Annotated in this window: 21 protein-coding genes; 10 read left to right on the top strand and 11 right to left on the bottom strand. The window is 61.5% G+C overall.

The features are described from left to right. Positions 1 to 180 precede the first annotated feature (180 nt). The 4 genes from GKIL_RS17170 to GKIL_RS17155 form a co-directional block, all read right to left on the bottom strand. Positions 181 to 2,187: an FAD-dependent oxidoreductase gene (locus GKIL_RS17170; RefSeq protein ID WP_023175066.1), complete on the bottom strand. Its 2,007-nt coding sequence runs from the start codon at positions 2,185 to 2,187 to the stop codon at positions 181 to 183. 89 nt (positions 2,188 to 2,276) lie between these two features. Beyond that, positions 2,277 to 4,073 (bottom strand): vanadium-dependent haloperoxidase, encoded by a 1,797-nt coding sequence (locus GKIL_RS17165; protein WP_023175065.1) that lies wholly within the window; start codon positions 4,071 to 4,073, stop codon positions 2,277 to 2,279. Positions 4,074 to 4,456: 383 nt separating this feature from the next. Next, a complete protein-coding gene (locus GKIL_RS17160; protein WP_023175064.1) occupies positions 4,457 to 4,918 on the bottom strand; it encodes a hypothetical protein in 462 nt (153 codons plus the stop codon). A gap of 21 nt (positions 4,919 to 4,939) precedes the next feature. Then, positions 4,940 to 5,236, bottom strand: coding sequence for a YggT family protein (locus tag GKIL_RS17155; RefSeq protein WP_023175063.1), 297 nt, complete (start codon positions 5,234 to 5,236; stop codon positions 4,940 to 4,942). Between the two features lie 162 nt (positions 5,237 to 5,398). On the opposite strand from GKIL_RS17155, the gene GKIL_RS17150 reads away from it, so the two are divergent. From GKIL_RS17150 to GKIL_RS17140, 3 genes are all read left to right on the top strand, one after another. Beyond that, positions 5,399 to 8,428, top strand: coding sequence for a bifunctional YncE family protein/alkaline phosphatase family protein (locus tag GKIL_RS17150; RefSeq protein WP_023175062.1), 3,030 nt, complete (start codon positions 5,399 to 5,401; stop codon positions 8,426 to 8,428). A gap of 100 nt (positions 8,429 to 8,528) precedes the next feature. Beyond that, positions 8,529 to 9,221, top strand: a complete 693-nt coding sequence (locus tag GKIL_RS17145) for a response regulator transcription factor (RefSeq protein ID WP_023175061.1) — start codon at positions 8,529 to 8,531, stop codon at positions 9,219 to 9,221. Beyond that, positions 9,211 to 10,488, top strand: a complete 1,278-nt coding sequence (locus tag GKIL_RS17140; protein WP_023175060.1) for a sensor histidine kinase — start codon at positions 9,211 to 9,213, stop codon at positions 10,486 to 10,488. The genes GKIL_RS17145 and GKIL_RS17140 overlap by 11 nt, the downstream gene beginning before the upstream one ends. A gap of 4 nt (positions 10,489 to 10,492) precedes the next feature. On the opposite strand, the gene GKIL_RS17135 is transcribed toward GKIL_RS17140, so the two are convergent. After that, entirely contained in the window at positions 10,493 to 11,140 is a 648-nt protein-coding gene (locus GKIL_RS17135; RefSeq protein ID WP_023175059.1) for a metallophosphoesterase, read from the bottom strand. 77 nt (positions 11,141 to 11,217) lie between these two features. Continuing rightward, positions 11,218 to 11,427, bottom strand: a complete 210-nt coding sequence (locus GKIL_RS17130) for a hypothetical protein (RefSeq protein ID WP_023175058.1) — start codon at positions 11,425 to 11,427, stop codon at positions 11,218 to 11,220. Between the two features lie 324 nt (positions 11,428 to 11,751). On the opposite strand from GKIL_RS17130, the gene GKIL_RS17125 reads away from it, so the two are divergent. The 5 genes from GKIL_RS17125 to GKIL_RS17105 all read left to right on the top strand — a co-directional run bounded on the left by GKIL_RS17125 (position 11,752) and on the right by GKIL_RS17105 (position 17,113). Then, entirely contained in the window at positions 11,752 to 13,596 is a 1,845-nt protein-coding gene (locus tag GKIL_RS17125) for a DUF885 domain-containing protein (protein ID WP_144080425.1), read from the top strand. A 65-nt stretch (positions 13,597 to 13,661) separates the two neighbouring features. Then, positions 13,662 to 13,937 carry a PAAR domain-containing protein gene (locus tag GKIL_RS17120; protein ID WP_023175055.1) on the top strand — a complete coding sequence of 92 codons (276 nt, stop codon included), beginning with the start codon at positions 13,662 to 13,664 and terminating at the stop codon, positions 13,935 to 13,937. Between the two features lie 22 nt (positions 13,938 to 13,959). After that, positions 13,960 to 14,286, top strand: a complete 327-nt coding sequence (locus GKIL_RS17115; protein WP_023175054.1) for a hypothetical protein — start codon at positions 13,960 to 13,962, stop codon at positions 14,284 to 14,286. Positions 14,287 to 14,352: 66 nt separating this feature from the next. Further along, a complete protein-coding gene (locus tag GKIL_RS17110) occupies positions 14,353 to 16,308 on the top strand; it encodes a S9 family peptidase (protein ID WP_023175053.1) in 1,956 nt (651 codons plus the stop codon). 16 nt (positions 16,309 to 16,324) lie between these two features. Next, positions 16,325 to 17,113, top strand: a complete 789-nt coding sequence (locus GKIL_RS17105; RefSeq protein ID WP_023175052.1) for an SAM hydrolase/SAM-dependent halogenase family protein — start codon at positions 16,325 to 16,327, stop codon at positions 17,111 to 17,113. Between the two features lie 161 nt (positions 17,114 to 17,274). On the opposite strand, the gene GKIL_RS22945 is transcribed toward GKIL_RS17105, so the two are convergent. The 5 genes from GKIL_RS22945 to GKIL_RS24940 all read right to left on the bottom strand — a co-directional run bounded on the left by GKIL_RS22945 (position 17,275) and on the right by GKIL_RS24940 (position 22,215). After that, entirely contained in the window at positions 17,275 to 17,745 is a 471-nt protein-coding gene (locus GKIL_RS22945) for a hypothetical protein (RefSeq protein WP_023175051.1), read from the bottom strand. Positions 17,746 to 17,765: 20 nt separating this feature from the next. Then, positions 17,766 to 18,338, bottom strand: coding sequence for a tetratricopeptide repeat protein (locus tag GKIL_RS22940; protein WP_023175050.1), 573 nt, complete (start codon positions 18,336 to 18,338; stop codon positions 17,766 to 17,768). A gap of 88 nt (positions 18,339 to 18,426) precedes the next feature. After that, entirely contained in the window at positions 18,427 to 19,071 is a 645-nt protein-coding gene (gene hisIE, locus GKIL_RS17090) for a bifunctional phosphoribosyl-AMP cyclohydrolase/phosphoribosyl-ATP diphosphatase HisIE (protein WP_041244947.1), read from the bottom strand. 1 nt (position 19,072) lies between these two features. Continuing rightward, positions 19,073 to 20,800 carry a DUF885 domain-containing protein gene (locus GKIL_RS17085; RefSeq protein WP_023175048.1) on the bottom strand — a complete coding sequence of 576 codons (1,728 nt, stop codon included), beginning with the start codon at positions 20,798 to 20,800 and terminating at the stop codon, positions 19,073 to 19,075. A 38-nt stretch (positions 20,801 to 20,838) separates the two neighbouring features. Beyond that, positions 20,839 to 22,215 carry a tetratricopeptide repeat protein gene (locus GKIL_RS24940; RefSeq protein ID WP_023175047.1) on the bottom strand — a complete coding sequence of 459 codons (1,377 nt, stop codon included), beginning with the start codon at positions 22,213 to 22,215 and terminating at the stop codon, positions 20,839 to 20,841. A gap of 79 nt (positions 22,216 to 22,294) precedes the next feature. Between GKIL_RS24940 and GKIL_RS17075 the strand changes: the two genes are divergently transcribed. Together GKIL_RS17075 and dapB are read left to right on the top strand one after the other, a co-directional pair. Beyond that, positions 22,295 to 23,473: a GNAT family N-acetyltransferase gene (locus tag GKIL_RS17075; RefSeq protein WP_023175046.1), complete on the top strand. Its 1,179-nt coding sequence runs from the start codon at positions 22,295 to 22,297 to the stop codon at positions 23,471 to 23,473. Positions 23,474 to 23,523: 50 nt separating this feature from the next. Then, the gene (gene dapB / locus GKIL_RS17070) at positions 23,524 to 24,333 is read left to right on the top strand and encodes a 4-hydroxy-tetrahydrodipicolinate reductase (protein WP_023175045.1); all 810 of its coding nucleotides are present in this window, start codon (positions 23,524 to 23,526) and stop codon (positions 24,331 to 24,333) included. The last annotated feature ends 53 nt before the right edge of the window (positions 24,334 to 24,386 follow it).

The following is a 24,386-nucleotide window of genomic DNA, read 5'->3' as shown; positions in this document are numbered from 1 at the left end:
TCCGAATTCTACCGGAGTAATTGCGACAAAAATTGAAAAACCGATTTAGATAAGTACTTTAGCGGCTGGAATGCCCTTCCTGCGTTGTCTGATTTCCATGAATGCTGTTAATCGCCGTGACGAATAATTTGAGATCAGTGACAAAATTTGTTACTCAATACTGAGCCTGCCGCAAAGCAACTAACCCAGATCGAAGGCGGTGCCGTTGGGGCGTCCGACGCCGTAGGTAATCAAGTAGCTCCAGGCGAGAAGCCGGTACCAGAGCCTCGGGTGGGAGCGCTCCAGCTTGTTGCGGGCCGATCGCACCAGCGTCGGCATCCAGCTACCCAGGCTCGCTCCAAGCAGCGCCTGCCAGGTAAAGCGCCAGTAGGCCGGCAGCCAGCGCACAAAATCGCGGCTGCCGACGACCTCGAACACCCACGCCAGCAGAGCCGGATTTTTGAAGGCGGCCTGCAGCGCCATGCGGTTGAAGGCCAGCCAGCCCAGGCGGTCCTTGATAAAGTCGTCCACCAGATCGCTGCGGCTGTCGGCCAGGATATCAAAAAAAGTATTGAGGATAGCGTTGATCCGCTCCGGCTGCAGGTGGCGACCAGTAGGCACCATCATCGCCCGCGAAAAAAGCCAGGTGACGGCGATGTTGCTCTGGGAGGCCCGTACCCGGTCGAGGTCGTCGGCGGTGAGCAGATCGTGGCGAAGAGCAGTATGCAGCAATTCGCACAGCCGGGGCAGGTTGCGCACCAGCGATCCGAAGCCTGTGAACACCAGCGGCGACTGCAGCGAGGCGGCGTCTCCGATCGCAAGCAGCCGGTCGAGGGCAACGCGCCGCCCGGCAGTTTCAAGAGCCGAACCGGCGGGAATGTAGCCAAAAGTTGCTTTCTTAAATTCCAGCTTCTCGACCTCGCAGCGCTTGTACTCCGGCAGGATCGTAAAAAAATCTTCGTACAGATCGAGCAGGCTGCCGGGGTTGTCGGGGTGGATCTGGTGATAATAAAATAGATAAATCGCCATCTCGTCCCCCCGGCCCGGAAACAGCTCCCAGATGAGCTGCCGGCCCCGCGAGATGTCGCCGTGGGAGTAGAGCACATCGCCAAGATGGGTATCCCAGACACCCGGATCGAAGCCGCGCACGACCGCCCCCACCGTCGGGCAGACCGAATCGAAGGCGCGTCCGCCCGTCAGTTGGGCCGCGATCGGCGAGGCGGAGCCCATGGCGTCGATGCACAGCCTGCCTCCGAGCCGGAGCCGCTCGCCAGAATTCAGACCGTAAGCTTCGACGGCGATTCCGCCATCCCAGACATCGATGCGCTCGAACTCGGTGCAGTCGAAGATGTCGCCGCCCGAGGCGAGCACCTGCTCGCCGCACAGGTGCAGAAGCTTTTCAGCGTCGAGGGCAATGTTGAGCACCGTCGGGGTATGCAGTAGCTTGCCCTTGGCTCTTGCGGGCACGTTGCCGTCGTAGAACTTGTTGAGCCCGTCGTAGTACTCGTTGAGAATCAGCCCCTCGATCTGCTCGCGGCTGAAGAGGCCCAGGGCAACGAGCGCTTCGAGTTCGCTGCGGGAGATATTCCACTCGCGGTTCATCGCGCCGAAGGGACCGCGATCGATCACCGCCACCCGCCAGCCGAGGCGGGCCATCGCTGCAGCGTGGATAATGCCCAGGGCCGCGCCGCAGTAGATGAGGTCGTAGGTGATGGGCGGCGGCAGCTCGGGCTTACCGCGAAAGATCACTGCCATCGGTCGCTTTTGCTCGCGCACCCCTTCGCGCCAGCGCTTCTCCCACCAGTAGGCTTTTTTGAGGGCGTACTCGCCGTCTTCGACGCGGGTCTGGAAGTAATGGACCGTGAGTGGATAGAAGGGACGCAGCGCCTCGAAGATGGTCTGGCTCGTCAGGTTGACCTGTGGCAAGGGCGCGTACTGCATTGGGAAAGCCGCCTGCACATCCTGCTGCAGCCGATCGATCCAGCCTGACTCTGCCTGAGCGGGAGCAGTGGCGCTCCAGCGAAAGACCTTTAGATAGCTCGTGCGCTGCAACTGCCAGACAAAACAGACCCACTCGGCATTCTCTGAGCGCAGACGAAATCCGTCGCTGGTCATAGAGGCAAAACCCACAGCCGGGCGGTACGCCTGTAACCAGGCGCGCACCGCCTCGGTGGGCGCAGGAACTTCGATGTAGAGCAGTTGTTGCATCGGGCGGTGCGGTTCTCCTGTTTTTCAGGGTAATCGCTCCGCCCGCTTCCAGTGCAGGCCACCGGGAGTGAGAAGCTCCACGGCAGCCTTTAGATCGTGATCGTGCTGCCGTCGAACTTGGTGAAGGTGAAGCCGTTGAACGCCTCGTTGTAGGTGCCCTTTTGATCTCTGAGGATGCTGATGGCCAGCGCTTCGCCCAGGGGTAGGGAGGAAGCGGCATCGGAGCGCCAGTGGACACCGGCGAAGTTGCGACCGATGGCGACGTTGGCAGCGAGCTTGTTGAGTTCACCGCCGATCGTGAGCGCTGGTCCCTCGTAGGGGATGAGCTGGGTCGGATCGCTCGGATTCGGGAGGACCGGTTTGGCGATCACGTAGTTTTCGTCGAACACTGCCTTGAGGATGGTTACACAGGCAGCCGCAACGGTCGCGTGGCCCGCTCCGTAGGCGGGATGGGTGGGGGAGCCTTCGGGGAAGGCCATCGGCAGCAGACCGCCGGTGGTGTTCTTGAAGTTGGCAAAGCCCGCCGAGTTAAATAGCTCGTCGCTGATCGGATAGCTGGAGCCGTTTACGTAGTTGTTGTAGACCAGACCGCCGTAAGCCTCCGGGCGCAGCCGCCGATGGACTGCCCACTTCTGGAACCAGACGGCCTTGAGGGCGCGGGTGGCCACCTCTGAGACGAGGTTGATGAAGTAGGGAGGACCGAAGGTGCCGAAGCCAATCTGGGTCTTCGAGCCGTTGTAGGGGTTGCCTGGATTGGGCGGTGCGCCGATGCCGTTGGCAAACGCATCCGGATTGTTGGTGCCGCCCAGCAGGGTCAGGCAGGCGACGAAGTATGCCTGGAAGAGCACATCGACGTGTACCCACTGACCGATGTCGCGACCATTGGTGATATAGCGGCGCACCGGGTCGTACTGCTGGCTCTTGCCGGAACTGCCGCCGTTTTGGACCAGTAGCCACTCGTCGAAGGTGCTCATATAATCGACGCCCGCCACGGCGGTGAGCATCTGCTGGCTGACGAAGTTGGCCCCAAAAGGTGAATTGAGCCAGAAAAACTGCGAGAAGTACGGCCCGGTCAATACCCCCGGCGGGGTGACGTAGCGGCCCGTCTTGCCGGTCGGGTCCACATCGGAGTTGATGTAGGCGGCGTTACCGCGAAAGAGGGTTCCTGGCGTAATCAGACCGTTGTTGCGCGGTCCACGGAAGATCGAGAGCTTGTTGAGATCTTCGACGGCGGCAAGAACGAGCGCGTTGGTCGTGCCGTCCTCGAATTCACTGGCGGGTACGTCGCGCAGGGCAGCGTGCCAGTACATTTCGACCATTTCACCCACCGTCTCAGCAGTGGCGACGCCGGGAGCGGGCAGGATGGCCAGCTGGTGCGAGTCGGTTCCCTGCAGATCGAAGGCAAGAGCCGCCTGGGGGTTGACGAGGGGCCGACCCAGACCGATCTGAATGCTCTCGAAGTCTGCCGGATTGCCGGTGGTCAGGGCGTTGATGAGCGAGTTGTAGGCGTTCGGATCGACCTGGCCCAGGTTGTCGTGGGGCAGCCCCTTTGAAAAGTTGCCGATAAAGTTGGGGTATTTGGTCTCATCGCCGTTGGTCGGGTGCTTGGGAACGGGAACGTCCAGTTCGGCTTTGGCAGCGTTGACCCGGATCTGATAGCTGCGCAACTTGCGCTGGGAAGGTCTGAGCGGCCCGATGTCCTTGGCTTTGGCTGGAGTAGCTCCCAGGGTGCCCAAAAAAGCAGCGCCGATACCGGCAGTAGATGCACCGGCAAGAAACAGACGCCTGCTATGACCGCGACGATCAGATAAGACCTCACCCTTCTCGGTCGTATCGGCTGGGAGAGCCTGAGATTTTACTTCCGAGGGATTCGAGATTTCAGACATCGTATGTCTCCAATTCGTGTGGATGTGTTGTTGACAGAAACTGAGCACAACAATATGGCCAGCGCAACCGTAATTGCCCCGACAACATCGAGCACTCATTTCAAGTGCGACTGCAGCAATAATCAGCAAAAATGAGCCGCTGGAATCTCGATCATTCGAGTCCGGCAGCCACAATGCCGATCAAGATACTCTCCGTTCAGTTAACAGCTCTTCTGTACGCCAGCTGTTACGATGGCGGACCCCGCCCTATGCAGTTTCAATACAGACCCTCCTGACAATAGCGCCTAACGGCTGAATAGGGAAGACCATCCGCGTTTATGCAATCTAATTTTAATAATCTGAAATAATCAAATTCCAGGATACAATTTGACGTGGCTTCTCGCTCAGGGTTGGCGCAACTGGTAATCGCTGCCGTCGCCCAGCCATTGCTTCTTGAGCGCTTCGGGCAGATGTTTGAGAAAAGCCTCTGCCAGGGAGCAGCGCTGGGGCCGCGCCATCAAAAATAGCGGAAAGCTGATCTGCCTGCCTCGTCTGTCGCGCACGAGGAGCCGGATGCGACCCAGGCCGGCGACGGAGGTGACGCGGGCAATGCGCAGGTCGTCCCAGCGGCAGTGAAGGAGGCTGGGTCCAAGGTGGCGCGTCAACCCCTGTGGGTCGATGTCGAGGCGAAAGCTGCGCAGAATGGCGATGACGAGGGCGGAGGGCAGGCCGAGGACAATCAAAGGCGCAATGCCCAGGTAACTTCCTGATCCCACCAGGCCCAACAGCAGCAACGTACCGGCGACGATCAAAAGAATCGTGGCTGTCTCACCGCCAAAGCGCAGAATGAGTGGGTTCTTGTGCATCGGCGTGAGACGGCTCCCAGCTCAAGAGCGCAGACGGGTGAGCATCGTGACGATCCCCTGCTGGCCGATGAGCAACTCCTGAGCAAGGGCGACGAGCGCCAGCCAGACGAATGGCGTCATATCGACGCCACCGAAGGTAGGTACAAAGCGGCGCAGGGGTTTGAGAAAAGGCTCTGTCGGCCAGGCAACGAAGTTGTAGGGCGGTTTGTTGAGATCGATCTGCGGAAACCAGGTGAGCACCACCCGAAATAAAAAAAGCAGGATGTAGAGGCTGAAGACCAGCCGCAGAATGGCTGCAACGACTTCCCAACTGTTCACACTGGTGCCTTGATGGTTCCGCCTCTATTGTAGGTTCGCTCGCCCGTCAGGATTCTGCGGTTGCAGGGGGCTTGCTTTACCATCTCTTAACCTGTTGGTCCCTTTTTGTCACCTCGCTTCTTTAAGATGCCAGCGGCGACGAAGTGGAAAAGGGGTAACAGCATGGATAGACCGATCAGATATTCCTTCAACCTGCTTTTAGCAGCGACAATCAGCCTGAGCCCGGTGGCGGCCTTCGCCCAGAACACGCTGCCTGTCGGCAATCTCGGCACGCGGGGAGCAGCCCTGCTGCCCACAGGCCAGTACATCACCCCGTCGGCGGCACCGGGTTCGACGTTTGCGCCACTTGCCACTGGCCTGCGCTCCGACGGGAACGCCGATGCCGCCGGAGCGGTGAAGACGGCCCTCAGCCCGGACGGCAAGACGCTCTTGGTGCTCACCAGCAGCTACAACCAGTACTTCAACGACGAGACGACGGGCGAAGAATTCACCTATCCAGTGCTCGATCCGACCAGCGGTGCTCCCTCCAGCACGACCACCCCCCAGGCGGAGTGGGTCTTTGTCTTCGATGTCAGTAGCGGCAGCCTGGTCAAAAAGCAGCAGATCAATATTCCGAACACCTACAACGGTCTTTCCTGGTCGCCGGACGGTAGCCGCTTTTACGTCTCAGCGGGGATCGACGACCGCATCTACGTCTACAAGGCCAGTGGCGGTCAGTACGTGCCCGATGCGCCCTTTATCTTGCTCGGCCACAACGCCAACCAGAGCGAGCCTCTACCCAGCTACGACGGCGGCCTGCTCAACGGCACCCCGGCAGATACCGCCTCGGGTGGGACAGTGGTGACCGGGGCGGTGGTGGCCGGATTCGCCCTCAGCCGGGACGGCAAGACGCTGTTTGCCGCCAACTTCGAGAACGATTCGCTCTCGATCGCCGATACGGCGAGCCGCCAGGTGCTGCGCGAGATCAAGTTCTTTACCCCCGGCAGCACCGTCGCCTCAGGCGAATACCCCTTCGATGTGGCGGTGCTGAGCAACGCCTCGGGAATCGCCACCAGAGCCTTTGTCACGAGCCAGCGCGACGACGAAGTGCTCGCCGTCGATGTGCAAAATGGCGACATCGTCACCCGCATTCCGGTGGGCGGCCAGCCCAACAAGCTCGTGCTCGCTCCCAACGGCAAGCGCCTCTACGTCGCCAACGGCAACAGCGACACGATCACGGTGATCGACCCGCTCACCTACAACGTCGTGCAGTCGATTTCGCTGCTGCGCCCCGGCTACAAGTACAAGGGAGCCAACCCGAACGCCCTCGCCTTCAGCCCCGACGGCAAGACACTCTACGTCACCCTCGGGGGCGAGAACGCTGTCGCAGTGATCGATGTCAAAAGCGGCACGGTCAAAGGCCGCATCCCGACCGGCTGGTACCCCAACTCGGTGAGTGTGAGCAAAGACGGCAAGGCGCTCTACGTCGTCAACGCCAAGGCCAACAGCGGTCCTAACCCGGCCAACGGTCGCACCACCGACGCCGGAGCCGCCACCAACACCACCTTCAAAAACGAGTACAACTGGGCCCTCGAAAAGGCGGGCATCCTCACCCTGCCGGTGCCCAATAGCGCTGCCCTGGCAAAGTTGAGTGCGATCGTAGACCGCAACAATGGCTTTGGCAAACCGCCCATCGGCGACAAGTTGATCCGCTTTTTGCAAAAGAAGATCAAGCACGTCATCTTTGTCATCAAAGAAAACCGCACCTACGATCAGGTGCTGGGGGATCTGCCGGTGGGCAACGGCGATCCGAGCCTGACGCTGTTTCCGGAGGCGAACACCCCGAACCACCACAACCTCGCCCTGGACTTTACTACCCTCGACAACTTCTACGACAGCGGCGAGTCGAGCGGCGTGGGCTGGAGCTGGACCACGTATGGCCGCACCACCGACTACACCGAAAAGTCCCAGTCGGTGCTCTACGGCAACGCCAACTTCAATGGCCTCACCTACGACTACGAGGGCACCAACCGCAACATCAACAACGGCCTGCCCCAGACTTCGGCCAGCCCCAATCAGATCAATACCCGCGTCACCGGCCTGCTCGATCCGACGGGCAGCTCCTCGATCTTGCCGGGGCCGAAGGACGTGAACGCTCCGGAGGGCGACGGCGACATCGAGCCTTCGGCGGTGGGCGGCTACCTCTGGGATGCGGCCTTGCGGGCGGGGCGCACCGTGCGCAACTACGGCTTTTTGATTGATCTGGCCTACTACGGCACCACCCAGAGCGACCCGACCATCCCCGATCCCAACAATCCGCTCTACATCCCGATTAGCCGCACCCCCTTCACTTCCAACATCCCCCAGTCCCCGGCCACCAAGCAGGTGCTGCTGGACAAGACCGACATCTATTTTCGCGGCTACGACAACCAGGCTCCGGACATCTACCGCTTCGAGGAGTGGCAGCGCGAATTTAACCAGTACGTCGCGGGCAACAACCTGCCCAACCTGTCGCTGGTACGGATCATGCACGATCACTTCGGTGCTTTCAGCACGGCTGTGGACGGCCTGAACACTGCCGAGTTGCAGATGGCGGACGACGACTACGCCCTGGGCAAGATCGTCGAAACGGTCTCCAAGTCGATCTACTGGAAGGACACGGTGATCGCCGTGATCGAGGACGATTCTCAAGACGGCCCGGATCACATCGACTCGCACCGCTCGCTCGCCTACTTGATCTCGCCTTATACAAAGCGCGGGGCGGTGGTGAGCACCAACTACAACACGGTCAACTTTGTGCGCACCCTCGAAGATCTGCTGGGCACCGACCACCTCAACCGCTTCACCGCCAACGCCAGGCCGATGTCGGACGTGTTTACCACCTCGCCCAACTTCGCCACCTACACCGCCACCGTACCGGGGCTCCTGTGCGCCCCGCCGGTCGATCCGTCCCTGGTACCGGCCTGCGCTGATCCAACAGCGATCAAGAGCGCCAGCATCCGCCTCAAGCACGACGGCCAGTGGTGGGCAAAGGCGACGAAGGGCTTTAACTTTGCCGTCGAAGACCGCCTCGACGCCGACGCCTTCAACCGCGTTCTCTGGGCAGGCATCAGGGGCGAAGGGGTGCCCTACCCCACCTCCCGCACGGGCCTGAACCTGCGCGCCAACCGGCCCCAACTGCTCAAAAACTGGAAACTGAGCCAGGCAAAGTAAGGCTACCGGGGCAGCGGAGCGCTTCGCTGCCCTTACCGTCTCTTAACCCGGCTTCTGTAGAGTGGTCCTTTACTGGCACCATCCGCAGTGGACGGTAATTATGAGAATTTTGCTGGTCGAGGACGACGAGCGGATCGCGCTGCCGATCCAGGAGGATCTGCTCCACCAGTGCTACGTCGTCGATCTGGCAGTAGACGGGCCGACCGGGCTGCACTACGCCACCAGTGTCAGCTACGACCTGGTGCTGCTCGATATCATGCTGCCGGGCTTCGATGGGCTCACCCTCTGCCGGGAATTGCGGGACCGGGGCCTGGAGGTGCCGATTTTGCTCCTCACGGCCCTCGACCGCACCGGCGATCGGGTGCGGGGCCTGGACAGTGGCGCGGACGACTACCTGGTGAAGCCTTTTAGTCTCGACGAACTGGGGGCGCGGGTACGGGCCTTGCTCAGGCGCAACGGTCCTACCCGCGCCCGCGTGCTCAAAGTGGGCAATCTGAGCCTCGATCCGGCCCGCCTGCAGGCGAGCTACGCCGGGCAGGCTCTGGCGCTCACCCCAAGGGAATTTCGGCTGCTCGAATGCTTTTTGCGCCATCCTGGCTGCACCTTCAGCCGCGAGGCGCTCTTGGAGAGGCTCTGGGATACCAGCCAGGGGGGCGGAGAGGATCTAGTCAAGACCCACATCCTGCGGCTGCGCCGCAAACTGCAGGCAGCCGGGGCACCGGCGGATCTGCTGCGCACGTTGCACGGCTTTGGCTATCGGCTGGAGTTGCCGGACAACAGCCATGCGCTTTGAGCAGCCCCTGTTTCAACTGACGCGCAGACGGCTCCTGGCGGGCTTTCTCGGCGTACTCGCGGGGGTGCTCGTCGTCTTTGCCGCCGGGATCAGTCTTTTTTTCGAGCACGCCCTGCGGGAGCGCTTCGACCGGCAGCTCGTCGATTTTGCCCACACCGCCGTTGCCAGCGTCGATATCGAGGGGGGCCGCTTCGACTTTCGCAGTACTCCGCGTCCATCCGACACCGCTGCCGCCGATACCCTCGTGCAGTGGTTCGACTGGCGGGGATCGCCGCTACGAACCCTCGGGGCGGCTGGACCGGGAGAACTCACAGACGGACCGCCAGAGGCTGGCCGCTTTCAAAATTGGGCCGGTGGCTGGCGCAGCTGGTGCGAAGCGGTCTACGAACCGCGCAGTGGGAACCTGGTGGGTTATCTGCGGGTGGTACGCCCGCTGGGCGCAATCGAGGAGAACCGGCGGCAACTGTTGTGGGTGCTGGCCGCCGCCATCCCGGCAGCTCTCCTGTTGAGCGCCGCCGGTGGCTGGTGGCTCACCGATCTGGTGATCCAGCCTGTGGAGGACACCTTTCGCAGGCTGGAGCAGTTTACCGGCGACGCCGGGCACGAACTGCGCAGTCCGCTCACGGCGATCATGACCAACAGCGCCGTCGCCCTCAAGTACCCAGAGGGAATGCGCCCCGGCGACAAGCAAAAATTTTTGCTCATCGAGGATGCCAGCCGCCAGCTCCTTAACCTGGTGCAGGAACTGCTCATGCTCGCCCGCAGCAGCAATAGTGGCGGGCAAGATGCCCGGCCTGTGGCCCTCGCCGAACTCACCAGGGCCAGCATGGCCGAATTTACGCCCCGCGCCGCAAGCCAGGGTCTCACCCTCGACTACCGCGAAGCCGCCGATGGATCGAATCTGTGGGTGCGGGGAAAAGCGGAGCAACTGCGCTGCGTGCTGGTCAATCTGTTAGAAAATGCCTTCAAGTTTACGCCCCCCGGCGGCACGATCACCGTCAGCCTTGCCCGGCAAGAAAAACGGGCCTGGCTCACGGTCGCAGACACCGGCATCGGGATCGCTCCGGCGGACCTGCCCTATATCTTCGATCGCTTCTGGCAGGCGGATCGGGCTCGCCGAAACCGCGATGGCTCGGGCCTCGGGCTGGCCATCGCCCGCAGTATCGTCGAGGCCCACGGCGGAACGATCAGCGTCGAAAGTGCGCCGGATCGGGGCAGCCACTTCGCGGTGCGCCTGCCTTTGGCGAGTACGGCCTCTCGAACGTGAGCACCTACTTGCGGGCTACTTTTGTAGGCGGTTCGACGATGAACTGATGCGTATCGGTCAGGTAGGCGGCGAGCGGACCTTCGGGCGCGCCAAAATCGACACAGACGGCATGGGGCGTCAGCACCGGCAGATGGTAGTGGCCAAAGACCACTTGAATACCGGGTGTCCAGTAGGCCGGAACGTCCCACCAGCGCACCCGAAAGATCGTGCCCTCCTCGTCGTGGAAGCGCGGTCCCCACAGATGTTCGTCCGGGGGGCAGGTCGGGCTCCAGTAGGCGTGGGCAATCGCTATGCCCGGAAAGACCAGGGCCGTGGGCAATCCGGCGAGCCAGCTTACTAGCCGCTCGCGCCAGCCCGCCGGTTGCGATCGGATGCGCTCGAGGGTAAAGGCCAGGTCTGGACCCACCTGCACCGGGTTGCCCTTGAGAGCCCGGTAGAGTTTGTCGTCGTGGTTGCCGCGCACGACTCGAAAGTTGTTGTCGATAATTGCGTCGAGCACCCCCACCGGATCGGGACCGCGATCGACTAAATCCCCGACAAAAACAGGTTCGTAGCCAGGGGGCAACTTTGTAAGCAGACGCTCAAGCTGAGCGGCGCAACTGTGTACATCGCCGATCACCGCGAGCCTGGAAGGCGTCTGTTGGCTGTCCATACTCCACAATTGTGCTCCAAAAATAGCGGGGGGCAGGGTGGAGTCTCCATCCTGCCCCCCGCTACAGTGCTGGTGAGCTAACAAACCCACCCACCGGCGGCAGTCCCGCCCTCAGCAGCGGGCTGCTCCTCTTCTACTTCCTGGAAGAAGATAGCGGAGCACTGGCGGCACCGGTAGCTCGACAACCCGAAGAAAGGGGCCAGCCACTCGATGCCCCGGCGGCGCGAAAGCCGGATATCGAAACTGCCGCAGTCGGGACAGCGCTGATGGACATTCTGGTGGCTCATGGCACCCTCCTCGCAAAAAAACAGACCAAACCCTGACGGCCTATCTCCATAACCCCATTGTACTACATAAATGTTACAAGCGTAATGATGAAGTCCGACCGGAGTAGAAGTGTCCCGATAGAACAGGAGGCCGTCCTCATTCTGGAAATCTGCTTGATCCTGGCTTGCGGCAGGCGTTTGGGCTGTTTGAGTAACGAGACAATTTTAGCAGTTTTTGGGACATTCGTCCATAATCTCTGGTCAGATTGCCCACTTTTCTGGTACGACAGGAACAATGGCCGGCTGTTTGCAGTCGGTCCGCTGTTTGTCAGGACAGGTGTGCCGATGAGTGCTTTGATTCGCCGTTCGGTTGTGTTGGGGGCTGCTCTTCTGGCCTTGAGCGGTTCGCTCGTGGATGGAGCGGTTTTTGCCCAGACCAGTACAGCGCCCGTTTCTAAGTCAGTTGCCCCCTCCTGGCTTGAGCGCAGCAACGCCAATACCCAGTTGCTGCTGGATGTGACTGCCCGCTACGCGCCGGAGCGGGCCGGGCAGTTGGGCGTCGAGGGGCTCGATGAAAAAGTCATCGATCTAAGCAGCGGCTACGATGTCCGCCAGCAGCAGGCGACGGCCAGGGTGGCGGCGGAACTCAAGCGCCGTCTTACGAGCGAGAGTGATCCCCTCGTGCGCCAGGATCTTGAAATTCTGATTCGCGCCGCCGATCAAGGCATTCGCGGCAGTGAACTGGAGCGCAAGTACGAGTTGCCGTACTTCAATCTGGCGCAACTGGTCTTCTTCAGTACCCAGAGTTTGCTCGACGATCAAGTAGCGCCCGCCCGGCGTCCGGCGGCTCTGGTGCGCCTCAAGCGCTACGCCGGTTTAGAGCCGGGTTATCAGCCGCTCGTTGTCCTGGCGGAGGCACGCATCCGCGAGCGGCGGGCGCAGCCGGGATTGCTCTATCCGTTCCGCGCCGAGGTTGAGAAGAATTTAGCCAACAGTGCCACCTTCATCGACGGGATCGACAAGCTTTTTGCCAAATACCAGATAGCCGACTACCAGCAACCCCTGGCCAGACTCAAGGCTCAACTGGCCAGCTACGACGCCTTTGTGCGCAAGGAGATTCTGCCCAAAGCGCGCGCTGATTTTCGTGAGCCGCCTGAGCTGTACGCTTTTTCTCTCGAGCAGGTGGGCGTCGATATTCCCCCAGAACAGCTCACCGCTCAGGCCCACGCCGCCTTCGGCGACATCCAGCAAAAGATGCAGCAGCTTGCCTTGCAGGTTGCAAAGGCAAAAGGCTACAACCTCAGCGATTACCGAGATGTGATTCGCGAACTCAAAAAAGACCAGTTGGTGGGCGATGCGATTCTGCCCCACTATCAAGATCGCCTCAAGCAGATCGAGCAGATCATCGTGAGCGAGCGACTGGTGACCCTACCGGGTCGGCCCGCCCGGATCGTGCTTGCCAGTGCCGCCGAGAGTGCAGCGCAACCGGCTCCCCACATGCGTCCGCCCCGCCTGCTGGGCAACAAGGGCGAGCAGGGAGAATTCGTTTTGCCCCTCGTCATTCCGGCCCCTCCCGGTGCGCCGGCGGGCAAGACCGAGCGGGTCAACGACTTTACCTTTGCGGCGGCCTCCTGGACGCTCACCGCCCACGAGGCGCGGCCCGGCCACGAGCTGCAGTTTGCCTCGATTATCGAAAAGGGCGTCTCCAATGCCCGCGCCATCTACGCCTTCAACAGCACCAACGTCGAGGGCTGGGGGCTTTATTCGGAGGCGATCACCTACCCGTTTATGCCGCCGGAAGGCCAGCTCATCTCGCTGCAGCTCAGGCTGTTGCGGGCGGCCCGCGCCTTTCTTGATCCAGAGTTGCAGTCGGGCAAGGTGACGCCCCAGGAGGCGATGCGCGTGCTCACCCAGGACGTGGTGCTCTCCGAACCTTTTGCCAACCAGGAAGTCGAGCGCTACACCTTCCGCGCCCCCGGCCAGGCCACCGCCTACTTCTACGGCTACACCAGGCTCACAGACCTCCGCCAGCAGACCGAAAAGCTCTTAGGCAGCCGCTTTGACCAGCAGAAGTTCCACGACTTCATCCTGGCGCAGGGGTTGTTGCCCCCGGCCCTGCTGCGCAAGGCAGTGATCGAGCAGTTCGTACCCGCCCAAAACGGTGCTACCCCCCGCCAGACCAGTCCCTAGCTTGAGCGAACCCTTCTCCCTATAGTTCTAGGACACCGCTGTTACTTTTGCTGTGGAGGTTTTTGATGGGATTGCCGCAAGCGCGCCAGGGGGATATGGAGACCTGTCCTTCTAACCCCTGCACGGTCAAGACCGGAGCGATCACGATCATGCAATGCACCCGGACGTTCTGCAATGGCCGCCTCGTCTCGGTGATTGGCGACGGCGTCAACTGCGGCGCAGTAACGCTCACCGGCTCTACGCGGGTCTTCCACGAGGGCAAACCTGCCCACCGACTCACCGATGCCAACAACTGCGCCGGCGTCTGCACCAGCGCCAGCACCAACACTTTTGTCGGATAACTCTCCCAAGGACGCTACCTGCATGGATCTGTTGAAACTGCTCTGGTTTTTGCTGTGGAATCTGAAAGTCGAGCACCGCAAGGATGGGTTGCTCCTGCGGGTGGGCAACCTGCAGATCAGGTTCGCCGACAACAAGGATGTCGAGATCAAAGCGACGAGAGACCTGCGCCTCAACGGTGGCCGCTATCTGCTCACCAGCTGTCCAGAGGACTTTGAGCCCGAAGCGTATCTCGAAGCGCAACAGCGGGCGCAGGAGTTGGCACGCGAGCAGTTTGACGGCGGCTGTCTTGCTAAATCGCGCCGCGAGTGGGCCGCTGCCGAGCCGATAAGCACCGTCGCTCACCGCTAGCCTCGGTTTTAGATTGCCCGGTTGGGGTGGTACTTTGGCAGATGGAACACACTCATCGGTGTCCTGATGCGCTATCTCCTCAAATCGCTGGTCGTTGGGGCAGTGCTCGCGGGCTGCTCGCTCCTGACGGTGCCGCCGGCCTCGGCGGAGTTGCCGCCTTTGATTCCCCGCGCAGTGCTCTTCGACAATCCTGAGAAGGCCAGCCCCCAGATATCGCCGGACGGCAAAAAGCTCGCCTATCTCAAGGCGGACGCGCAGAACATCTTGCAGGTCTGGGTGCGGACGATCGGCAAAGAAGACGATCGCCAGGTGACCCAGGACAAAAAGCGCGGCATCACCATTTACCTCTGGGCCTACAACCAGGATCTGCTCTACCTGCAGGACAAAGACGGCGACGAGAACTATCACCTGTACGCCGTTGACCCAGACAGGGACCGGACGCGGGATCTCACACCTTTTAGCGGCGTGCGCGCCTCGCTCCTGTCGCTGGAGCCGGAGCGCCCCAATCAGGTCGTCATTACCCTCAATCGCCGCAACAAGGCCCTCTTCGAGCCCTACCGGCTGGATCTGGTGAGCGGTGAACTGGTGCTGGCCGCCGAAAACCCCGGCAACTACGGCAACTGGCTGGTCGATTCTGATTTTCAGGTGCGCGGAGCGGTTGAACTGAAGGCCACCGGCGGGGGCGACCTCAAGCTGCGCGACAACGAAAAGGCCCCCTGGCGCACGGCGATCTCCTGGTCGGTGGACGATACCTTCGACCCCGTAGATTTTTCAAAGGACGGCAAGACGATCGCCGTCACCACCAATCTCGGTGCCGATACCCTCGGTCTATACGCGCTGGATATAGCGACAGGCAAATTGAACCTGCTCGCCGACGACAAGACGACTGACCTGGCGGATCTATTTATCGAACCGCGCAGCCGTCGGGTGCAGGCGGTTGCCTTTGACCGCGACCGGGTGCGCTGGCAGGTGCTCGACCCGGCTGTGAAGCAGGATTTTGCCGAACTGGCAAAAGTTTCTCCTGGCAACTTCGATGTTGCCAACCGCGATCTGGCAGATAAAAGCTGGCTGGTGGTCTACACCGCCGACAACGCCCCGACGCGCTACTTCGTCTGGGACCGCAGGACAAAAAAGAGCACGTATCTATTCACCACCCGCCCCAAACTCGAGCGCTACAAGCTTGCCTCGATGCAGCCCGTCGAGATTCCGGCCCGCGATGGTCTGTCGCTGCCGTCGTACCTGACGCTGCCGGTGGGCGTCCCGGCGAAGAACCTGCCGCTGGTACTCAACGTCCACGGCGGTCCCTGGGCGCGGGACAACTGGGGGTACGACCCGGAGGCGCAGTGGCTCGCCAACCGGGGCTACGCCGTGCTGCAGGTCAACTACCGGGGTTCCACCGGTTTCGGCAAGAATTTCAAGAACGCCGCCAAAAAGCAGTTTTCTGCCCGAATGCACGACGACCTGGTGGATGCGGTGCAGTGGGCGGTGGGCAAGGGCCACGCCGATCCCAAAAAAGTCTGCATCTACGGCGGCAGCTACGGCGGTTACGCGACGCTGGTGGGCCTCACCTTTACACCGGAGCTGTTCCGCTGCGGCGTCGATATCGTCGGCCCTTCCAATCTGGTGTCTTTGATCAAAAGCTTTCCGCCCTACTGGGGGCCGTACCTGTCGAACACCTGGTACCCCTTCGTGGGCAACCCCGACAATCCCGCCGATCGGGCGGACCTCGAAGCGCGCTCGCCCCTGTTCAAGGTGGACCGGATCACCGCTCCCCTCTTGATCGCCCAGGGAGCGAACGATCCCCGCGTCACCAAAGCCGAAAGCGATCAGATCGTCGCCGCCCTGCGCAAGAACAACAAGCCCGTCGAGTACCTTGTCTTCGCAGACGAGGGCCACGGCTTTGTCAGGCCCGAAAATCGCCTCAAGTTCTACGCCGCCGCCGAGCAGTTTCTAGCCAAGTACCTCGGTGGCCGGACCGAACCACCCACCGCTGCCGAGGACATCGCGGCCCTGCGCCAGTAATTTCCGGAGTACCGCCATGCTCGTTCATCTGATCGCCGACTACGGCACGGGCGATCCAGCCTTCTCGGAGGTGGCCCAGCGCCTGGGCTTCTATTTGGGCAATGCCCAGATTCTGCCTTTGTCGGTGCCGCCTTTTGCCACCCTCGCCACCGGCTTCTGGGTGGCCCAACTGGGGCTGAACCCGGCTCCTGCTGACCTGCTTATCTACCACAACTGTGCTCCGCGCAAGGACGACGTGCAGCCGCGCCAGGACAACGAAGGCGAAGGACTGGTCTACGCGCTATTGCCCGGCGGCGTGCGCACCGTGGGCGTCAACGCTGGTTACACCCTCTCGTTTATTAAAGACAGCGCCCTCTCGTTGCGCTGGGTGAACGTGGCGCGGGCCGGTTCGCAGTTTCGCTCGCGGGATATCTTTCCGCAGGCAGCAGCGAAGATCGCCGCCGGAGACGAAGCACTCTTAGGAGCCGAACTCGATCGCGACCGCCTGCCCGCTGTGCCGGCGGAGCGCATCGCCTGGGTAGACGGCTTCGGCAACCTCAAGACGACGATCGATCAATCGCAGTTGCAGCGGGAAGTGGGCACCAAGCTCATAATCCGGGTCGGGGATGTGGTGAGCGATGCAGTTTATTCTGACGGCAGCTTCAAAGTCCCCGAGGGCACCCTGGCCTTTGCACCGGGCAGTTCCGGCTGGCAAAAGCCCGACGGCACCGGGGTGCGGTGGATGGAGTTATTTTTGCGCGGCGGCAGCGCCTGGCAGCGCTTCGGACGACCCCGCCCCGAAGAGCGGGTGACGATCCTGGGTTAAGCAGTGAGCAGGTCGGTAGTCCCAGCCGCTGAAAGGCTTCTTCGGTTGGTGGTAGTGGGCTATCAGTCCGCACACCGGCTTCACCCTATGCGGACCGCCTTTTTTATCCCGAACTGACGTTGCTCATAGCCTGCGTGACAGCTGAGGAATTTGGTGCGTTTTCAGCCCTTCACCCCAAGTGGCAGAGTACAGGCCAGTAGTTCGCCCTGACTGTCGATGTGGTGCAACGTGCGGTGAATAATTTCCTCGTCAATTGCCGTAGCCACAATCAGGTGAGGAGCGCCATACAAGACCCGCACAGTTGTTCCTTTGAGTGGATCCCCCATTTCTATCAGGGCTGCAGGAGTCGCGAAGATGCACCAGCGGCGCTGACCGTCCGACAGGCCAACAATCACCTCCACGTACTGGCTGGGATCAGCTTCGTACTCCGATTGCACTTCGACAGTAGATAGAACAGCTGCCGCCGGGACGTCGAAGTCAAAGCACGACAGGGGATACCAGCGCATCCGACCGCGATTGCCTCTGACTTTAACCTGGCCTTTGGCCTCGTCCAACTCCAGAATCTCGTACTTGCGACCACGGGTGAGGTCTGCGCCGTACACCGATTCACGCCCACAGATTGCTTCACTCATATTGCAGGTAGAATTGCACGCTACGGACACAGAGGACAAGCTGCCTCCTTCATCCGCTTTCTTGCTGCTGCTTCGTACTGGTAGTTACCCTCGGACTTAAAAAGCGTAGCAGCGTGCTCCAGGTCGTCAAGGGCTGCCCACTTGTTTTTTCGAGCAATATAGATAATGCCTCGAATGTAGTAAGCGTAGGAACAGCTAGAATTTAACCTTAGAGCCTGATTGCAGTCTTCTAAAGCTCCGTCCTGTTCACCGATTGCATTACGAGCGAAGCAGCGATTGTAGTAGGAGACGTAGTTAGTCGGATCGAGTTTTATCGCTTCAGTGTACTCTTCAACGGCTTTGATCTTGTTGCCGTTGACAAGATGATCGTTCGCAGCCTCCAGTAGATCCTGAACGGCTTTTTCAATCCTGTCCGATGGTGGAGTTTGTGCGAATGGGTCGTAGTTCGCTGCATAGCCCGCTTTTGAACCCCCAAGCCGGATCTTCTGGTAATCCTCAGATTGGAGAACTTTAGCGCTGACCGATCCGGCGGGGCTAAAAAAGCAGCTCACTAGAATAATCGTCACCGAAGTCAGCGCTGCTTTGCTTTTCATAAAAATGTTCTGGGGCTTCTCACTGGCAGAAACCCATCTAACTTTCGACGGAAGAAAACAGGTTAGTAGCCGGTAGAGTCTAGCCATTCTACCGTCGCCGCTGCTGGAGTACCCGGTACACGTCGAGAATATCGACGTTGGCGTGGGCGAGGAGCACAAGGGTGTGGTACCAGAGGTCCGCGACTTCTTCTGCTACCCGTTCGCCGTCCTTGGCGGCCATCACCACTTCGGCGGTTTCTTCGCCCAGCTTTTTGAGAATGGCGTTGGAGCCTTTTTCGAGCAGGCGACTGGTGTAGGAGTCGGGGCTGGGGTGGGCCTTGCGCTCCTCGATTACCCGGAAGACCTGGGAGAGGGTGTCGGCGGGGGGCAGGCTGTAGCTTCCGAATTCGTCGCGGTGAAAACAGCTGCGCTCTCCCAGGTGGCAGGCGATGTCCCCCTGTTGCTCGACGGTGACAAGCAACACGTCGCTGTCGCAGTCGTAGCGGAGGTCGCGCACTTTTTGCAAGTGCCCGGAGGTCGCCCCCTTGTGCCAGAGTTCCTGACGCGAACGGCTCCAAAACCAGGTTTCACCGCGTTCGAGGGTTCTTTGGAGGGCTTCGCGGTTCATCCAGGCCACCATGAGAACGGTGCCGTCGAGAACATCCTGCACGACGGCAGGGATGAGGCCGTCGCGGTCGAAGCGGGCGGCTTCTAGAACCGGGGTCACAGCAGATTCTCCTGAGTACGAATCCAGCTTAAAGGGTCGGGCTGTCGTCGCCCAACAGTTCGCGCCGCAGGAGCTTGATGGGCGGGGCACCGGCTTTGACGAAGCGATCGTGGAAGTCGCGCAGGGAGAACTGATCGCCCAATTTCTTTTTGTAGTCGTCGCGCAGTTTGAAGATTTCGAGCTTGCCCAGGGTATAGACCAGGTAGGTCGGATCGGCGGTGCCGCGCCTGGCCTCGATCTCGGCGTTGACGCGAGGCTGGTAGCCTTCTTTGACGAAAAATTCGACGCCCTGGGCCAGGCTCATCCCCTTCGTGTGCATCTGGATGCCGACGATATAGCGGCAGTCGCGCAGCAGGGCGTCTACCAGTTGGGCAAAGCGCAACTTCGGATCGCCGTTGCCCAGTCCTTCGTCGAGCATCATCTGCTCGCTGTAGTGCGCCCAGCCCTCGGAGTTGGAACCGGCGGTGATGAGCTTGCGCACCTTCGAGAGGTCTGGAGTGTTTTTGAGCCAGAGAAACTGGGTGTAGTGGCCGGGCCAGACTTCGTGGACCGAGACGTTGTTGAGAAGCGGGTAGTTGTAGCCGCGCAGGTACTCCTCCTGTTTTTTGGCGGGCCACTTCGGATCGGGGAGGGTGATGTTGTAGTAAGCCTCGGTCGCCTTCGTCTCGTAGGGGCCGGGGGTGTCCATCGAGGCGAAGGTGAGGGCGCGCAAAAAAGGCGGCGTCTCCTCGACCTGAGCCTGGACGTCGCCGGGGACGGTGATGATCTGGTGGTCGATGAGAAACTGGCGCAGGCCGTCGAGTTGCTTCTGGGCAGAGGGCAAAAGCTGGGCGGCACTCGGATGATCGCTCTCGACGATCGCCTGCACCTGGCGCGGCGTTTTGGCCGGGTCGATGCGCTTTGCCGTCTCGATGAGCGCCTGCTGGTCCTTGCGCAACTGCTCGTAGCCGATGGCCAGTAGCCGGTCGAGGGGAATATCGACCATCTCCTCGTACAGGAGCTTCTGCCGGTAGTTTTCGGGGCCGATGGCGAAGGTGCCCTGGGAGCGAGGCAACAACTGGGATTTGAGAACCTGACCGTACTTTTGCAAGGCGGCGATTACTTTTGCGTTGCTGCGGCGAAAGCGCGCCAGCAGAGTCGGGTCTTTGATCGAAGTGAAGGCTTCGGGCACGGTGGTCTCAAAAAAGCCGATGTTGCCCGCCAGTTGCTGCAGGGCGATCTCGGTGTAGATGCGCGGCGGATTTTTGATCAGCGCCGCACCGATGGCAAGGGCAGCGGGAATCCGTTCCTCGCGGGCGATCACCGAGCGCAACCGGTCGGCGGGCGGAGCAAAGTTGCGCTTGACCAGGGTAAAGATGCTGCCGGTGGCACCGCTCGGGTAGGTGTCCGGGTTGTGCCGCCACATCTGAATCTTCTCCAGTTCGAGCAAGATGGCCTGGATGTTGGCCATCACCAGTTCGCGGTCGTCGCGCTCGCTCGGGCTCAAGGTAGCCGGGTCGATCGCCTCAAAGTCGCGCAAAAAACCGTGGAGCTTCGCCATCCAGCGGGTGCGGCCTGCAAGCGAAACGTCTTCGAGCTGGTTGTCGTACTGGTGAAAACCGGCGTAGGTACCGGCGGAGGGATTGGCGGCAAAGTAGGCGTCGAAGTAGTCGTTCACTAGATCCGGGTAGGCCCGGGGAGCTGCCTGCAGCGCTCCGCTCGTCTTAAAAGCCACCGCCAGTCCCACCAGACAAGCCAACCAACCGCTTTTGCCCATCGCAGTATTTCCAATCACTCAAGTCACGATACAGCGTTTTATGCCACCGGGTCCGACTGACGGCGCAGGCGGTCGATCAGATCGAGGACGCGGCGATAATCTGCCTGATTGTCGCCGCTGTTAAAAAGGGCGGCTGCCTTCTGCCAGTCCGCGAGGGCTGCACCCTTGTCGCTCAGGTGGGCGTAGGCGAGGCCGCGATTGAGGTAGAGCCGGGGGCTGTCGTAGCCGTGGGCAAGAGCCCGGTCAAAATCGGCGATTGCCCGACGAAAGGTGCGCCGCTGCGAGTAGAGCAGGGCGCGCTGGTAGTAGGCTCTGCCCAGCCTGGGATCGATCTGGATGCTCCGATCGAAGTCGGCGAGGGCAGCGGCGAGATCGCCCAGTTGCAACCGCACCTCGGCGCGCTCGAGGTACGCCTCCGGTCGCTCGGGCTGCAACTTCACCTGCCGGTCAAAGTCAGCAAGGGCGGAGCGGTAATGATTCATCCGGTTGTACAGGCGGCCCCGGCTGGCCCAGGCGGCGGCGTTGTCCGGGTCGAGGCGAATCGCTTCGCCCAGATCCGCGAGGGCAGCCGCATAGTCTTTCAATTCACCCCTGGCCACGCCCCGGTTGAGGTAGAGAAAGGCCGGCTGCGCCCCACCCAGAGCGATCGCCCGGTCGAAGTCGCTCACCGCCTGCGCGTACTGCTTGAGGCGCAGGTAAGCGAGGGCACGGTTCGCGTAGGCGATGCCGGTGGGATGGATGGCGATCGCCCGATCGAAACTTGCGATCGCAGCCGCATTGTCGCCCTGCAGGAGGGCCAGCTTGCCCAGTTGCACGTGGGCCTGCACAAAGTCCGGTGCCAGAGCGATTACCTGCTCGAAGTCGCTACGGGCACCTTCTTGATCCTGGTTTTGCAGGCGCAACAATCCCCGCTGCAAGAAGGCGCGCTCCTGGGTGCAATCGAGGGCAAGCGATCGATCGAGGGCGGCGAGGGCAGCGGCGCTGTTGCCCAGGGCAAATTCGGCCAGCCCCTGCGCCCGCAGGTTCACGGCGTCCGTGCCGCCCAAAAGCAGCACCTGCCGGTAGTCCGCCTGGGCAGCGGCCCTGTCGCCGGCAGCAGCGCGAACTTCGGCGCGCAACAGATACGCCTGGGCGTCGGTCGGTGCCTGCCGGATCGCCTGGTTGACACCCATCAGGGCTTCGGCGCGCGCTCCTAGGCGCAGCTGGGCCTCGGCGCACAGTAATAAAGTAGATACCGCAACCGGGTCGCGGGCGAGCAGGCGCGGGCAGTTCTGGGCAACGGCAGCGTAATCGGCCCGCCGGAAGGCGACTTCCGCCTGCTGCAGCCCCGCTGAGGTAGCCTCCTGCGCCCCTACAGGCACAGCTAGCCAGAGGGCGAAGGCAAGGGCGAAAGTGGCGGGGCGAGTGGTAAACATAGGGAGAAAATAGCGATATCGCGCAGTAGCAGCTTCTTCTATCCTGGAAGATCCTGCCTTACATTCAGGTAGGGATTTTGTGACAAACGTTTCATTCGAGTACGGTGTAGTCCAGGCGGGGCAGTTCGACCAGTTGGGCCAACTGGTGACCCAGTGCTTTAATTTCGCGCCCGAGCACTGGCCTGTTTTTGGGGAACGCATCGGACAGGCCAACCACCGCATCGTCCAGGTCGGTACACAAATTGTCGGCGGGCTGGGTATCTACCGGCTGGGCCAGTACTTTGGCGGCTGCAGTGTACCGATGGCGGGCCTGGCAGCGGTGGGCGTCGCTCCCGAGTGGCGCGGCAGCGGTGCTGCCTCGGTGCTGCTCGCCGGTACTTTAAGAGAACTGCACGCTGAGGGGATGCCGCTCTCGGCGCTCTATCCTGCCACCCAGCGGGTCTATCGCAAGGCGGGCTACGAGCAGGCGGGCCTCGCCTGCCGCTGGTCCGCTCCGGCCCACAGTTTAGATCTAGGTGAGCGGCAGCTGGCCGTCGAGCCTATCGAGGCGCACTTCGAGCCGCTGCTGGCCGAGCTGTACCACCAGTTTGCCCACCGGCAGCCGGGTCTACTGGACCGCAGCCGGGCGATCTGGGAGCGAATTTTCGATCCGGGTTCTGATAGAGCGCGCCTCTTTGCCTACCGGATCGGGCCGCTGTCTGCTCCAGAGGGCTACGTCATCTTTTGTCAGCAGGCCACCGAGCGGGGCTACGACCTTGGGGTGCGCGACTTCGTCGCCCTCACCCCCCAGGCGCAGCGGCGGCTGTGGACATTTTTGGCCGATCACCGCTCGCTGGCCGAGCAGGTGTTCTGGGACGGCCCGCCCGTCGAAGCCGCCGCCTTACTTTTTGAGGAGCAGCATTGCCGCCTGCAGGCCGAGCGCTGGATGCTGCGCATCGTCGATCTAGGCGCTGCCCTCAATCTGCGCGGCTACGCCCCCTCCCTCGAAGCCGAATTGCACATCGAGGTGACGGACAACCTGCTTACGGAGAACACCGGTCGCTTTGTGCTCTCGGTCTTTGGAGGCCGGGCCGAGGTCACCCCCGGCGGTCGAGGCGACTGCAGACTCGACATTCGCGCCCTCGCCCCGCTCTACAGCGGTCTATTCAGCGCTGGCCAACTCGCAGCGCTCGGGTTGGTCGATGCCCCACCCAAGGCGATCGAGACTGCCGAACGCCTTTTTGCCGGACCGGTTCCCTGGATGAACGATCACTTTTAGGGCACCGGTGGTGCGTACACTGGACAGGCACGAATACAGGAGAAGGGGCGATGGCGATTCCGGTGCTGGTGGTCGGCTGCGCCGGCAAGATGGGCCGGGAGGTGATCAAGGCGGTTCACGCCGCCCCCGACATGTACGTGATCGGGGCGGTGGATCGCAGTCACCTCGACGCCGACGCCGGGGAGGTGGCGGGCATCGGTCCCATCGATGTGCCGATTACGGATAACCTCGAAGTCAGTTGCGCGATGGTCGCCCAGGAGCGCTCGCCGGGGGTGATGGTTGATTTTACCCATCCTCGCGGCCTGTACGACCGAGTGCGGACGGCGATCGCCTACGGTGTGCGTCCAGTCATCGGCACCACCGGCATTGCCCCTGAGCAACTGGCGGATCTGGCGGAATTTGCCGACAAGGCGAGCACCGGCTGCGTCGTCGCCCCCAATTTTGCCATCGGTATGATCCTGTTGCAGCAAGCCTGTTTGCGGGCCGCCGAATACTTCGATCATCTCGAAATTATCGAGCTGCACCACGACGAGAAGGCGGACGCTCCGAGCGGCACCGCCCTTGCCACTGCCCAGCTCATCGCCAGCACCGGCAAAGCGTTCAACCCGGCCAAAGTAGAGGAGACAGAACTCATCGCGGGAGCGCGGGGCGGCCTCGTCCCCGGCAACATCCGCATCCACTCGCTGCGCCTGCCGGGCCTGCTCGCCCACCAGGAAGTGATCTTCGGCGGCACGGGCCAGAGTTTCAGCCTGCGCCACGACACCACCGATCGCTCCGCCTACATGCCGGGCGTCCTGCTCGCGATTCGTAAGGTGCTGGGCTTAAAAAGCCTCGTCTACGGCCTTGAAAAAATTCTCTAATCCCCGGCTGTGAACGATCTTTACAGCAAATTGTCCGAAGCTTCACCTCCCCT

The organism is Gloeobacter kilaueensis JS1 (genome assembly GCF_000484535.1).
Taxonomy (GTDB): Bacteria; Cyanobacteriota; Cyanobacteriia; order Gloeobacterales; family Gloeobacteraceae; genus Gloeobacter; species Gloeobacter kilaueensis.
This window is presented reverse-complemented; position numbering and strand designations above follow the sequence as displayed.

Bases quoted from the DNA above. Each gene is read 5' to 3' on its own strand.
- GKIL_RS17170 (WP_023175066.1), bottom strand. From the start codon at position 2,187: ATGCAACAACTGCTCTACATCGAAGTTCCTGCGCCCACCGAGGCGGTG.
- GKIL_RS17165 (WP_023175065.1), bottom strand. From the start codon at position 4,073: ATGTCTGAAATCTCGAATCCCTCGGAAGTAAAATCTCAGGCTCTCCCA.
- GKIL_RS17160 (WP_023175064.1), bottom strand. From the start codon at position 4,918: ATGCACAAGAACCCACTCATTCTGCGCTTTGGCGGTGAGACAGCCACG.
- GKIL_RS17150 (WP_023175062.1), top strand. From the start codon at position 5,399: ATGGATAGACCGATCAGATATTCCTTCAACCTGCTTTTAGCAGCGACA.
- GKIL_RS17145 (WP_023175061.1), top strand. From the start codon at position 8,529: ATGAGAATTTTGCTGGTCGAGGACGACGAGCGGATCGCGCTGCCGATC.
- GKIL_RS17140 (WP_023175060.1), top strand. From the start codon at position 9,211: ATGCGCTTTGAGCAGCCCCTGTTTCAACTGACGCGCAGACGGCTCCTG.
- GKIL_RS17135 (WP_023175059.1), bottom strand. From the start codon at position 11,140: ATGGACAGCCAACAGACGCCTTCCAGGCTCGCGGTGATCGGCGATGTA.
- GKIL_RS17130 (WP_023175058.1), bottom strand. From the start codon at position 11,427: ATGAGCCACCAGAATGTCCATCAGCGCTGTCCCGACTGCGGCAGTTTC.
- GKIL_RS17125 (WP_144080425.1), top strand. From the start codon at position 11,752: ATGAGTGCTTTGATTCGCCGTTCGGTTGTGTTGGGGGCTGCTCTTCTG.
- GKIL_RS17120 (WP_023175055.1), top strand. From the start codon at position 13,662: ATGGGATTGCCGCAAGCGCGCCAGGGGGATATGGAGACCTGTCCTTCT.
- GKIL_RS17115 (WP_023175054.1), top strand. From the start codon at position 13,960: ATGGATCTGTTGAAACTGCTCTGGTTTTTGCTGTGGAATCTGAAAGTC.
- GKIL_RS17110 (WP_023175053.1), top strand. From the start codon at position 14,353: ATGCGCTATCTCCTCAAATCGCTGGTCGTTGGGGCAGTGCTCGCGGGC.
- GKIL_RS17105 (WP_023175052.1), top strand. From the start codon at position 16,325: ATGCTCGTTCATCTGATCGCCGACTACGGCACGGGCGATCCAGCCTTC.
- GKIL_RS22945 (WP_023175051.1), bottom strand. From the start codon at position 17,745: ATGAGTGAAGCAATCTGTGGGCGTGAATCGGTGTACGGCGCAGACCTC.
- GKIL_RS22940 (WP_023175050.1), bottom strand. From the start codon at position 18,338: ATGAAAAGCAAAGCAGCGCTGACTTCGGTGACGATTATTCTAGTGAGC.
- GKIL_RS17085 (WP_023175048.1), bottom strand. From the start codon at position 20,800: ATGGGCAAAAGCGGTTGGTTGGCTTGTCTGGTGGGACTGGCGGTGGCT.
- GKIL_RS24940 (WP_023175047.1), bottom strand. From the start codon at position 22,215: ATGTTTACCACTCGCCCCGCCACTTTCGCCCTTGCCTTCGCCCTCTGG.
- dapB (WP_023175045.1), top strand. From the start codon at position 23,524: ATGGCGATTCCGGTGCTGGTGGTCGGCTGCGCCGGCAAGATGGGCCGG.